Here is a 13,052-nt window from a genome sequence, read left to right as displayed (position 1 = left end):
TGGTGATTTCAAAGTTGATAAATATCATTTAACTTTGTCTCATTGAAAATTAAAATTTATAACACCGATGAGTAAAATAGCAAAAAAATTAACAGATTTAATTGGTAACACTCCATTATTAGAGCTGACCAATTACAATAAGAAACACAGTCCTGATGCACATGTAATAGCCAAGTTGGAATATTTCAACCCTGCATCGAGTGTAAAAGACCGTATTGCAAATGCAATGATAGAAGACGCAGAGGCTGCTGGCGTACTCAAACCCGACAGCGAACTGATCGAACCTACAAGTGGTAACACAGGTATCGGTCTGGCATTTGTAGCTGCGGCTAAAGGCTATAAACTGACTCTGACAATGCCCGAAACGATGAGTATCGAACGTCGTAACTTGCTTAAAGCATTAGGTGCTAATATCGTATTGACACCCGGACCTGATGGTATGAAAGGTGCAATAGCAAAAGCAGAAGAATTGCAACAGGCAAACCCAAAAGCAGTTCTTCTCCAACAATTCTCCAACCCTTCTAATCCTGCTGTTCATAAAAGAACAACAGCTGAAGAGATATGGCGCGATACAGATGGTAAGGTAGATATTTTTGTATCCGGAGTAGGTACAGGTGGTACCGTTAGCGGAGTGGGAGAGGTATTGAAGAAATACAATCCTAATGTACAGATCATAGCTGTAGAACCTACCGACTCGCCCGTGTTGTCGGGAGGAAAACCGGGTCCTCATAAAATACAAGGTATTGGTGCGGGATTCATTCCTAAAACATACAATGCCGAAGTAGTAGATCAGGTGATACAGGTAAGCAACGATGATGCTATTCGCACCAGCCGCGAATTGGCTCGCCAAGAAGGTCTCCTTGTAGGTATATCGTCGGGAGCTGCTACGTATGTTGCAACCCAACTTGCTAAGAAACCCGAAAATAAAGGAAAGAACATTGTCGTTATACTACCCGATACGGGAGAACGTTATCTGTCGACAGTGCTTTATGCCTTCGAAGAATATCCACTGTAAGTTACAGTGTTATTTAGTTAGTCTATTTAAATTCCGGAAGAGTAATCGCACTAACAGTCGGTTACTCTTTATTATAAAATATAAAAATACAGAATCATGAGCAACTATAAATTTGAGACATTACAAGTACATGCCGGACAAGAGAAAGAACCAAATACCCGTTCGCGTGCAGTGCCTATTTATCAAACAAGTTCGTATACATTCGACGATGCACAGTATGGAGCCGATCTTTTCGCATTGAAAAAATTCGGTAATATCTATACCCGCTTAATGAACCCTACGACCGATGTATTCGAAAAGCGTATTGCTGCACTCGAAGGTGGAGCATCTGCTTTGGCTACTTCGTCGGGGCAATCGGCTCAATTTATAGCACTTAATAATATTCTGTCAGCCGGAGATAATTTTGTTTCTACAATACATCTCTATGGCGGAACATTCAACCAGTTCAAGAATCAGTTCAAACGCCTTGGTGTTGAGGCTCGTTTCACGCCAAATGATGAACCTGCATCGTTCGAGAAACTGATCGACGATAAGACAAAAGCAATCTATCTAGAAACAATCGGTAATCCCGATCTGAATATTCCCGATTTTGAAGCTATCGCTGCTGTGGCAGACAAACATAATATACCACTTATTGTAGATAATACATTCGGAGCAGGAGGTTATCTTTTCCGTCCGTTGGAACATGGAGCAAGCGTTGTAGTAGAAAGTGCAACCAAATGGATTGGCGGTCATGGTACATCATTAGGCGGTGTGATTATCGATAGTGGTAAATTCAATTGGGGTAATGGTAAATTTCCTGAGTTTACAAACCCGTCCGAAAGTTATCACGGTCTTGTGTTCTGGGATGTATTCGGTACAGACGGCCCTTTCGGTAATATCGCATTTACGCTTCGTGCCCGTGTAGAAGGCCTTCGCGACTGGGGTAATACAATTAGTCCTTTCAACTCGTTCCTGTTGTTGCAAGGGCTCGAAACACTATCGCTACGTATGGAGCGCCATGTGGAGAATGCGCTTAAGCTCGCTCAATGGTTGGAGAAACATCCTAAAGTAGAATACGTAAACTATCCGGGATTGGAAAGCAGTGCATATCATACTCTAGCTAAGAAGTACCTCAAAAAAGGCTTTGGCGGAGTTATCTCATTCAAAGTGAAAGGTGCAGGAGCAAATGCCGATACAGTAATCAACAACTTGGAACTGATAAGCCATCTGGCAAATGTGGGTGATGCAAAATCGTTGATCATACATCCTGCATCTACAACTCACGATCAATTGTCGGAAGAAGAAAAAATATCGACAGGTGCTATACCGGGTCTACTGCGTATTTCTGTCGGAATCGAAAGTATCGAAGATATTAAAGCAGATTTAGAAAAGGCATTAGCAAAAATATAATAACCTGATGGCTGAAGTCAGTATCGAATTATATAAACCAATATATAAGCAAGATTTTATTCGGCTGAATACCGAATGGATAACGACTTACTTCGTATTAGAAGAATCCGATCTTAAGACATTAGAGAATGTTGAGGATATTATAACAAATGGTGGTCAGATTTTTCTGGCATTGCTCGATGGCGAAGTGGTTGGTTGTTGTGCATTGATAAAACATGCGCATAATGATAGTTACGAATTAGCCAAAATGGCTGTAAGTCCTACCGTGCAAGGTTTGGGTTTTGGACGAAGGTTAGGCGAGTATCTGATAAACTATGCAAAGGAGCGTAATATAGATCGTCTCTTTCTCGAAGGGAATACAAAGATGGAAGCATCTATCATTCTCTATCAGAAATTAGGATTTAAAGAAGTGCCCATAACAGATTCGAGTTATGATCGGTGCAATATAATGATGGTGTTTAGTGTATAGGATAAGAAGGGGTTAGTAATAGCCCCTTTCTTATTTTTATATAGCATTTTCTGTTACACCTATGCTCCGTCATGTCTTATACCCTGTCATCCCGACCTGCAAGGAGGGATCTGCTCTCTTATAATACAGAGTATATGATGGATTCCTCACTACGTATCGGAATGACAGAGAGGGTAAAAGTAGTGCTTATCTACTGCGTAAAGTGCGTAAACATATAACATCTTTACGCATTTACGCACTTGATCTCCCTGTTATGCTGACGAAAAGAAGCATCTCCTATCTAAGTTGTTTAGGATGATAATGCGGCTATCTCACTATGCCTTGTGAGAGCAAAGAATATTATTGTAAGAGCAACAGAATATGTAGATATACAGCCTTGTTGAAATAGCTAATTATTAATCTTTCAAGTAAAGTATTATATTTACTTTTTGAAAAGATAAAAATGCAAATACATGCACAATTATTACGTTTACATAATTACAAATAAGAGTAAAGCCGTTCTCTATATAGGTGTCACAAATGATCTTGCCAGGCGACTATACGAACACCAAGAAGATTCTGGTAATGGGAAAAGGCATTTCACAGGCAGGTATAATATATGTTATCTTATATATTGGGAATATTTTGAAAATATAGCACAGGCTATCGACAGAGAAAAGGAACTGAAAGGATGGCGTCGAGAGAAAAAAGAAAAGCTTATCCATGGTTTCAATCCTGATTGGAATTTTTTGAATGAAGAGATCAGCGAGTAAGAAAGACTGTTATTCTTATATTCTGTCATCCCGATACGTAGTGAGGGATCTGTTGTCACTATCATAATATAGTGTTCATAATTAGATTCCTCACTGCGTATCGGAATGACAGAGAGGATATATTATTAACTATACCTACTGCGTAAAGTGCGTAAATGCGTAAACATGCACAGTTCTTTACGCACCTTACGCATTTGCATACATACTCTCTTTGCATTCTTGTTCTTGGGGTAGTAGGGGTGCTTCTTTCTCTGTTATTCTTATACCCTGTCATCCCGACCTGTAAGGAGGGATCTGTTCTCTTATAATACAATGGATATAATAGATTCCTCACTGCGTTTCGGAATGACAGAGAGGATATACTATTAACTATGTCTGCTGCGTAAATGCGTAAACGTGTACATTCTTTACGCACCTTACGCATTTACGCAATACTCTCTTCGTGTTTTTGTCCTTGGGGTAGTAGGTAGTTATCTTATGCTCTGCCATGCTTGTACCCTGACCCTGTCATCCCGATACGCAGTGAGGGATCTGTCGCCACTATTATAATATAGTGCATATAGTAGATTCCTCACTATGTTTCGGAATGACAGAGGCGCTAACTCATAATTTATAATTACTCCTCCTACTCTCTTTGCAGCCCCTCTTTGGGAGAGTTAGAGAGGCTAAAATCCCTTTTCTCTACAATTCTCTACAATAAAGGCGATTAAGCTATTGCATATTCAAGAAATATTTATAATTTTGCATCCGCTAACGTAATCTCTGACGGGAGACGCTCGTGTATATTGCGTGTATTATAACAATAAAACCATATCAATCATGGATTTAATTAAAGTTGCAGAAGAAGCATTTGCTACAGGAAAAGAGTTTCCTGCATTCAAAAGTGGAGATACAGTAACAATCGCTTACCGTATTAAAGAGGGTAACAAAGAACGTGTTCAGCAATATCGTGGTGTAGTAATCAAGATTACAGGACATAGAAACAAAAAACGTTTCACAGTTCGTAAAATGTCTGATAACATCGGTGTTGAGCGTATCTTCCCTATCGAATCTCCATTTATCGATAGTATTACTATAAACAAAGTTGGTAAAGTACGTCGTGCTAAATTGTATTACCTACGTGGTCTTACAGGTAAAAAAGCCAGAATCAAAGAAAAACGTTTCGTTTCTAAGAAAGAAGCGTAATCTGATTCCCGACTTTTACCAAACGATACGAAATATAAAAGAGTCTGCTATTAAGCAGGCTCTTTTGTTTTTGTTATATTTGCATACGAAATAAAACAAAATAATAAATGAAAAATAATAGAGTAACATCACTTTTCGGTATAAAATATCCCATCATTTCGGGTGGAATGGTTTGGTGCAGCGGTTGGCGTCTGGCTTCGGCAGTAAGTAATGCAGGAGGCTTAGGACTTATCGGTGCAGGATCGATGCATCCCGAAGTGCTGCGCGAACATATTCAAAAATGCAAGGCTGCAACAGACAAACCTTTCGGGGTAAACGTGCCGCTTATGTATCCCGAAATAGATACGATTATGGATATAATCGTAGGAGAGGGTGTTAAGATCGTTTTCACTTCTGCCGGAAATCCTAAAACATGGACAAAGAAACTGCAAGATCACGGTATCATCGTAGCGCATGTTGTTTCCAGTTCAAAATTTGCACTGAAGTGTGAAGAAGCAGGAGTAAACGCAGTTGTTGCTGAAGGTTTCGAAGCCGGAGGACACAACGGTCGCGAAGAAACATCGACAATGGTACTTATTCCCCAAGTAAGAAAGAGCCTGTCTATTCCCCTTATAGCTGCCGGTGGTATCGGTACAGGAGATGGTATGCTCGCTGCTTTTGCTCTGGGTGCGGAAGGTATACAAATGGGTTCACGCTTTGCACTCACACAAGAAAGTTCGGCATCGAAAGAATTTAAAGAACTGTGCATCGGACTCAAAGAAGGAGATACAATGCTTTCGTTGAAGAAACTTAGCCCTACACGTATGATCAAGAACGACTTCTACAATGCTGTGCAAACGATGGAAGACAGAGGTGCATCGGCAGACGAAATACGTGAATTGTTGGGTCGTGGCAGATCGAAGAAAGGTATCTTCGAAGGAGACTTGTCGAATGGCGAACTCGAAATAGGACAGATAAGCTCTCTTATCGACGACCTACCATCAGCCGCCAAAGTGGTAGAAGACGTTATTGCCGAATATAACAGCAAAATAGATAAGCTGATAACGGCAGACTCGAAGTTTTAAGAAAATGTAATCAAAATAAAATCCGATGGGTAAGTTTCGTTTCATCCTGCCTCTTCTTGGTATCTTGATCCTCTCTTTCTCGTGTAAGAGTAAGAAGGAGAATGCGGTACATGATTTTGACCAGATATTGGCAAAGGGCGAATTAACGATTATCACGTTGAATAGCTCTACCTCTTATTTTATATACAAGGAAGAACCGATGGGATATGATTACGATCTTGCCCAGGACTTTTGCGATCATCACGGATTGAAACTCAATGTAAAGGTTGCCGAGAATGTCAATCGCCTTGTCGAGATGCTTCATAACGGTGAGGGGGATCTGATTGCCTACGAACTGCCTATACAAAACGAACTGAAAGACTCTATCATCTACTGCGGTTTATCTCAGGTATCGCATCAGGTGTTGGTGCAACAAGCCAACAAGGGTGATACCCTGATACAGGATGTGACCGACCTTATCGGTAAAGAAGTTTATGTAAAGCATAATACGAAATACCATCAACGCCTCAAAAACCTCAATGCCGAACTGGGCGGAGGTATCATTATCAAAGATGTTGAGCAAGATACTATTACGAGCGAAGACCTCATCGAGATGGTGTCGCTGGGTAAAATAAAATATACGATAAGCGACGAGTATATCGCCAAGCTGAACCGTACTTATTACCGCAATATAGATATATCGCTTCCTATCAGTTTCGATCAGCGCTCTTCGTGGGCTGTAAGGAAAGATACACCGCTTCTGGCACAGGCTTTGAACGATTGGTTTGCCGAGAATGATAACACGCCTGTATATAAAGATATTACCAAAAAGTACTTCGAGTTGAGCAAGCGTACATTCGATGGAGAGTACGAGATTCCCAAAAATTTGCCCAAAGGTTCTATCTCTGTTTATGATGAGCTATTCAAGAAACATGCCGAAGGCACTAAGTACGACTGGCATCTGATTGCTGCCGTAGCTTACCACGAATCACGCTTCCAGAACAATCTCACATCGTGGGCAGGAGCAGCAGGTATAATGGGCTTAATGCCTCGTACCGCCAAGTCGTTGGGGTTGTCGAGCGACGATCGGATGAATCCCGAACTTAGTATAGATGCAGCCATACAACTACTGGACAGACTCGACAAAATATTTAAAAATGTAAGTGACCCGAATGAGCGTATTAAATTTGTACTCGCTGCCTACAATGGTGGCAACGGACACATCAACGATGCTCAGGCGCTTGCATCGAAATATGGTGCTGATCCTACTGTATGGGAAGGCAATGTGAAGAAGTATGTGGAGCTGAAAAGCAATCCCGAATATTACAACGACCCTGTATGTAAGAGTGGATATTTCAGAGGTGGCGAGACTATCAGGTATGTGAACGATGTGCTTTCTACTACCGAGCGGTTTAGGAGGATTACGAATAAACAATAAGTTGATTATGATTAGAATACAAATATCAGCCATTATGGGTTTGCTTATCATTTTATCAGGAGTCTTAGTTCAGATAAACCCTCGATTTATAGCCGGTTATGATGACATCCTCGATTCGCCCAATAAAGCTGATAAGTTGAAACAGGCGGTTGGTGTTATATCTAAGTCGTTGATTTGTGCAGGGGTAGCAATCATATTGGGTGGGCTTGTCTGTACTTATATAAGTTTCAATACTGAAATTTATGTTTCGTCTCTCATTGCACCTACGGTCATTGCATTGATCTATATACTCATTCGGCTAAGGTCGATTGGCGTATGAAGGGGTTAATAGGGAATAAAAGAGATATATAAAATATGGAAAAACAGTTCAATTTAAATACACTGATTCTTGCATTTTTTATCACAATTATATGTTTTTTCTTATTGTCTTTCAGTTTTCATCTGGAAAGCTATATTCCTTATGGAGATGAAATCGATGACACATACAGAGGTTTTGGTTTTCCGTTCATTTGGTTGACCGACAATAAAGCGACTTCGCTTAATACATTCTTCAATCCTGTATATTTTGCGATAGACTTTTTGATCTACTATATTGCAATTTTCTTTCTTACAGTGTGCGGACTGCGACTCTTTAGTGTTGAGAAATTTCGATTAAAGAAAAATAAATTATTCACCTTAATAGTTCTGGCTTCAATCGTAGTACTTGCATTATCATATATTTACACATTTCTATTTGCCGAGATAGACTTTACGCACGAAAAGGCTATTTATAAAACGATTCGTCTGCATTTGGGTCTTCCGGGTTATTGGGCTGATCGCTTTATTTAGATTGCCTGATCGAGAACCATCTCTTTTTAAGCAGTGGACAATCCTTTATCTCTCTCTTTGTAGTTGAGGGATGAAACGTTGCCGCAGTCGGGCATGGGTTCTCTGTGAAGCTGGGATAGTTAGCCATATAGCCCAGATTGGTGTTTTCGGGACGGATATAATCGCTTATGTTTATAATACTTCTATCCGAACCTATCTTATAATCTCTGAAAATAACACAGCCGTTCCCCTCCGTCCTTATTACTTGTGTTTTTATTACATCGCCTTCTATTCTGTAAGTACCCCAAAGAGGATATTTGCAGATAGTAGATTTTCCTCCGTTTTCAAAACAATCGATCAGTTCGGGCAACATTTCGCTCGTGGTTGCTATTGTAAATAAGCCATTGGGGTAAAACATAAAGAGAGAATGAAAGGTAGAATCGCATGCTCGCTGCACGGTGTAATATCCATCTGTATCGATCAATGTATCTAAACCTGTATCCGTGTCGTTATGCAGATAGGTAAAGCCTTTGGGGCGTGATGCACAACTGCACATCAGTATTACGGAGATTATGATAAAGATAATTCGCTTCATATCAGTATAATGTATATGGTTTGTAAGCACCTATCTGAATAAACTTATTGCGATAATCACCCGATTTGAAATCAGGCGTATTGAATAGTTTCCGATGCCATGCATTTTGACCCACAAAACCGCCGGTCTTGCTGTTCAGTCCGTAGCGGAGTATTACATTGTTGGTTGTGTAGCCGAGATAGATAGGGCTTGATATCTGTTTTCCGTCGGTATAAATGCCATTGCTATTGTGGAAAGATGCATCGGTCATACCATTGATATCGGTTGTATATACATTCGTGCCCAGAACAAAACCTTTGTATTGTAACTCCAGAGCTGCTGTCCTGTAACGATCGTAAGCAGCAAACCCTGTGAACGGAAAGGCGAGTATATCATCTTCGAAATTAATTTTAAAGTCGTGCGCTTCGACTCCTACTATGGCCGATATCTGCTTTCCTTCCTGATAATATCTGTTAACATAATACGATGCGCCATATCTGCCGTCGTAGTAGGATGTACCTGCAAAGGTCGTTCCCAATCCGAACTTCTCCGTTGCTTTGTAGGCATCGAATCCGGTAGAGAAAGTCCAGTCGCCAACGGTCTGCGCAACAGTGATACCACCCCCTAAACGGAACCCCGAACGATCTGCCGCACCTGCTGTGAACATGGCTACGACCGACATCGATACACTGAATCCGGTAGGTCTGTTTGGCCTGAAAGTGAGGGATGTTATATCGTCATTATCGAAATGAATCCTGCTCTGAGCATTGATATACGGAACCGAAAGGAGGAAAAGAAGTAGATAAGCTATACTTAGTCCTGTTCGGTTTCCCACTTCATTTCGTCTTTGTATATAACTCATTTTGTATGTTCGCAGTGATTTACAGCAAAAATATATAAACTATTTCGTATTTTTGTACCCTTTAGCGAATTTAAGGTCACCGACCTGTTTCGTATATATAAACCGACTAATTAGTACTTATTATATAAACATGGAAATTGCAAGCAAATACAACCCTGCCGAGGTAGAGGATAAATGGTATCAGTACTGGCTCAAAAACAATCTGTTCCATTCAGAACCCGATAGTCGCGAACCGTTTACTATTGTTATCCCACCGCCTAATGTCACAGGTGTACTGCACATGGGGCATATGCTCAACAATACGATACAGGATATACTTGTTCGTCGTGCCCGCATGATGGGTAAGAATGCTTGCTGGGTACCGGGTACCGACCATGCTTCTATTGCCACCGAAGCCAAAGTTGTTGGCAAACTGGCAGCCGAAGGTATTAATAAGAACGACCTTAGCCGTCCCGAATTCTTGGAGCATGCCTGGGAATGGACGCACAAACACGGGGGTATTATACTCGAACAACTCAAGAAACTCGGTGCTTCGTGCGACTGGGATCGTACGTGCTTCACTATGGATGAGAAACGCTCGGAGAGTGTATTCAAAGTATTTGTCGACCTATACAACAAAGGACTTATCTACCGTGGTGTACGCATGGTAAACTGGGATCCACAGGCTAAAACAGCCCTTTCGGACGAAGAAGTTATACATAAGGAAGAACATGGTAAGCTGTATTATCTGAGGTATAAGATAAGTACTAGCCCCCTCAACTCCCCCCAAGGGGGAGCTTGGGCTGGCGCAGAAGTGGAGCAAGCAGATGGAAAAGGAGAAGATAAGGCTGATGCGGCAAAATACCATAAATATCAGACAGCTAAGTGTGAGAATTACGATTTGCTGAAAGAGCATGCTAAGGATATGCGCAGATTCTCCACTGAAGCAGAAAGTGCTCTTTGGGAAATGTTGCGAGCTAAGAAGTTAGGCGATAAATTCAGACGTCAACACGTTATAGAGAATTTTATTGTTGATTTTATTTGTCTTTCTAAACAGCTGATAATAGAAGTTGATGGCAAATATCATAACGAACCCGAAATTGAAAAAGCAGATCAACTAAGAACAGAAATATTAGAAAACTTAGGTTATCAGGTGATGCGCTTCTCGAACGAAGAAGTTATAGCCAATACCGAAACAGTTCTACAAAAAATACAAGACTCGCTTTCCAACTCGGAAGCATCAGAAAAAGACCCTCTCTGTAGCTCCCCCTTGGGGGGAGTTGAGGGGGCTGGAGATTCTGACTATATCGTTATCGCCACTACTCGCCCCGAAACTATCTTTGGTGACGTAGCCGTTTGTATCAATCCGAACGATCCTAAAACGGCACATCTGAAAGGCAAGAAAGTAATCGTGCCTATCGTTAATCGTGTAGTTCCTATCATCGAAGACGACTATGTAGATATGGAATTCGGAACAGGTTTCCTTAAAGTGACTCCTGCTCACGATGTGAACGACTACATGCTGGGTGAGAAATACAACCTCGAAGCTATCGATATTTTCAACGATAACGGAACGCTTAACGCACACGGACTTCAATACGAAGGCATGGATCGTTTCGATGTTCGTAAAAAAATAGAGAAAGACCTCGAACAACTAGGCCTGCTCGAAAAAGCAGAAGCATATACCAACAAGGTGGGCTACTCGGAGCGCACACATGTGCCTATCGAGCCTAAACTGTCGATGCAATGGTTCTTAAAAATGGAACATCTTGCCAAACCTGCACTCGATGCAGTGGAAGACGATACTATAAAATTCTATCCTGCGAAGTTCAAGAATACCTATCGTCACTGGATGGAGAATATCAAAGACTGGTGTATCAGCCGCCAATTGTGGTGGGGACATCAGATACCTGCATACTACATACAAGCCCCCCTCAGTCCCCCCGAAGGGGGAAGTTGGGGCTTTGTAGTTGCTGAAAATGAAGAAAAAGCAAGGGAAGCAGCAATAGCTAAATACCCCTCCTTAGGAGGGGTAGGGGGAGGCTTCCACCTGCGTCAGGATGAGGATTGTCTTGACACTTGGTTCTCATCATGGCTGTGGCCTATATCTGTATTCGACGGTATAAACAATCCCGAGAATAAAGAGATTCAATACTATTATCCTACCAACGACTTGGTAACGGGGCCCGATATTATCTTCTTCTGGGTGGCTCGCATGATTATGGCGGGATATGAATATCGCAGTGAAGCATGTTTCAAAAATGTATATTTTACTGGTATCGTTCGCGATAAAGAGGGACGCAAGATGTCTAAGCAACTGGGCAATTCGCCCGACCCTATCGAACTGATGAATAAATACGGTGCTGATGGTGTACGCATGGGGCTTTTGCTAACCGCTCCTGCCGGTAACGACTTGCCATTCGACGAAAGCCTGTGCGAGCAAGGCCGTAACTTCAACAATAAGATATGGAACGCTTTCCGCCTTGTAAGAGGATGGGAAGTAGACAATACGATAGAACAACCCGAATCGGCTAAGATAGCTATCGAATGGTTCGGGAATATATTGGCTAAAACAATTGCAGAAGTAGAAGACTCGTTCGGCAAATACCGCTTGTCGGAAGCCTTGATGTCGTTGTATAAACTATTCTGGGACGAGTTTTCGTCTTGGTACTTAGAGATGATCAAGCCAGCTTATCAGAAACCTATCGATGCCAAGACATACGAAGCTACTCTCGGATTCTTCGACTCGTTGCTACGTTTGCTTCATCCGTTTATGCCGTTCATTACCGAAGAACTATGGCAGGTGTTGGCAGACAGAAAAGAAAACGAAAGTATCATGGTTGCCGAAATGCCTAAAGGTAAAACGATCGACAGCGATTTACTATCATCTTTCGATAAGGTAAAAGAGATCGTGTCGGGAATCAGAACAATACGTCTACAAAAGAGTATCGCCAGCAAAGACGAATTATCGTTGGAAATAGTAGGAGAGTATAACAATGCTTTCAATCCTGTTATTTCTAAAATGGGCAACCTCACTTCTATTTCAGTTGTTACAGAAAAAGATGCCACAGCCGCATCGTTCCTTGTAGGTACTACCGAGTTTTCAGTACCATTAGGAAACAATATCAATATAGAAGAAGAATTGGCTAAGCTGAACGAAGAGCTGATCTACCTCGAAGGCTTCCTCAAATCGGTAGCAGCAAAACTAAGCAACGAGAAGTTTGTAGCCAACGCAAAACCCGAAATCGTAGAAAACGAACGCAAGAAACAGGCTGATGCCCAAAGTAAGATTAATACGATAAAAGAAAGTATTGCTAATTTGAGTAGGTAAGCCTCTGAAAAGAGACTGGCTACACAGCAAAACAAATACATACATAAAAGAGGCTACCCATTTGGATAGCCTCTTTTTCCATTATATACAGAGTAATATATACTCAACTATCATATTGTAAGATATTTATAAAGGTTTACTAGTACGGACTATATACTAAAATACGTACTTAGTAAACCTTTTTTTGTGGCATACCCTTATTCTT

At 41.2% G+C, this 13,052-nt stretch carries 12 protein-coding genes; 10 read left to right on the top strand and 2 right to left on the bottom strand.

What is annotated here, in order from left to right:
• Positions 1 to 67 precede the first annotated feature (67 nt).
• The 9 genes from cysK to G7Y57_RS04070 all read left to right on the top strand — a co-directional run bounded on the left by cysK (position 68) and on the right by G7Y57_RS04070 (position 8,122).
• The gene (gene cysK / locus G7Y57_RS04110) at positions 68 to 1,015 is read left to right on the top strand and encodes a cysteine synthase A (RefSeq protein ID WP_165020931.1); all 948 of its coding nucleotides are present in this window, start codon (positions 68 to 70) and stop codon (positions 1,013 to 1,015) included.
• A 96-nt stretch (positions 1,016 to 1,111) separates the two neighbouring features.
• Positions 1,112 to 2,407, top strand: a complete 1,296-nt coding sequence (locus tag G7Y57_RS04105; protein ID WP_165020930.1) for an O-acetylhomoserine aminocarboxypropyltransferase/cysteine synthase family protein — start codon at positions 1,112 to 1,114, stop codon at positions 2,405 to 2,407.
• A 7-nt stretch (positions 2,408 to 2,414) separates the two neighbouring features.
• On the top strand, positions 2,415 to 2,876 hold the full coding sequence (locus G7Y57_RS04100; RefSeq protein ID WP_165020929.1) for a GNAT family N-acetyltransferase: 462 nt from the start codon (positions 2,415 to 2,417) through the stop codon (positions 2,874 to 2,876).
• Positions 2,877 to 3,328: 452 nt separating this feature from the next.
• Entirely contained in the window at positions 3,329 to 3,628 is a 300-nt protein-coding gene (locus tag G7Y57_RS04095; RefSeq protein WP_165020928.1) for a GIY-YIG nuclease family protein, read from the top strand.
• 819 nt (positions 3,629 to 4,447) lie between these two features.
• On the top strand, positions 4,448 to 4,813 hold the full coding sequence (rplS, locus tag G7Y57_RS04090; RefSeq protein WP_165020927.1) for a 50S ribosomal protein L19: 366 nt from the start codon (positions 4,448 to 4,450) through the stop codon (positions 4,811 to 4,813).
• 107 nt (positions 4,814 to 4,920) lie between these two features.
• A complete protein-coding gene (locus tag G7Y57_RS04085; RefSeq protein ID WP_165020926.1) occupies positions 4,921 to 5,877 on the top strand; it encodes an NAD(P)H-dependent flavin oxidoreductase in 957 nt (318 codons plus the stop codon).
• Positions 5,878 to 5,902: 25 nt separating this feature from the next.
• Positions 5,903 to 7,294 carry a transglycosylase SLT domain-containing protein gene (locus G7Y57_RS04080; protein ID WP_165020925.1) on the top strand — a complete coding sequence of 464 codons (1,392 nt, stop codon included), beginning with the start codon at positions 5,903 to 5,905 and terminating at the stop codon, positions 7,292 to 7,294.
• A 7-nt stretch (positions 7,295 to 7,301) separates the two neighbouring features.
• Positions 7,302 to 7,613 (top strand): hypothetical protein, encoded by a 312-nt coding sequence (locus G7Y57_RS04075; RefSeq protein ID WP_165020924.1) that lies wholly within the window; start codon positions 7,302 to 7,304, stop codon positions 7,611 to 7,613.
• Between the two features lie 35 nt (positions 7,614 to 7,648).
• Positions 7,649 to 8,122: a hypothetical protein gene (locus tag G7Y57_RS04070; protein WP_165020923.1), complete on the top strand. Its 474-nt coding sequence runs from the start codon at positions 7,649 to 7,651 to the stop codon at positions 8,120 to 8,122.
• On the opposite strand, the gene G7Y57_RS04065 is transcribed toward G7Y57_RS04070, so the two are convergent.
• Together G7Y57_RS04065 and G7Y57_RS04060 are read right to left on the bottom strand one after the other, a co-directional pair.
• Positions 8,115 to 8,696, bottom strand: a complete 582-nt coding sequence (locus tag G7Y57_RS04065) for a hypothetical protein (RefSeq protein WP_165020922.1) — start codon at positions 8,694 to 8,696, stop codon at positions 8,115 to 8,117. The genes G7Y57_RS04070 and G7Y57_RS04065 overlap by 8 nt on opposite strands.
• Before the next feature lies 1 nt (position 8,697).
• Positions 8,698 to 9,537, bottom strand: a complete 840-nt coding sequence (locus G7Y57_RS04060; protein ID WP_165020921.1) for a polymorphic toxin type 23 domain-containing protein — start codon at positions 9,535 to 9,537, stop codon at positions 8,698 to 8,700.
• Between the two features lie 130 nt (positions 9,538 to 9,667).
• Here G7Y57_RS04060 and G7Y57_RS04055 point away from each other — a divergent pair, with 130 nt between their 5' ends.
• A complete protein-coding gene (locus G7Y57_RS04055; RefSeq protein ID WP_165020920.1) occupies positions 9,668 to 12,847 on the top strand; it encodes a valine--tRNA ligase in 3,180 nt (1,059 codons plus the stop codon).
• Positions 12,848 to 13,052 lie beyond the last annotated feature (205 nt).

It is taken from the genome of Dysgonomonas sp. ZJ279, from assembly GCF_011039205.1.
In the GTDB taxonomy this organism is placed as follows: Bacteria; Bacteroidota; Bacteroidia; order Bacteroidales; family Dysgonomonadaceae; genus Dysgonomonas.
Note: the sequence above shows the minus strand (reverse complement) of the source record. Positions and strands in the feature narration are given on the sequence as shown.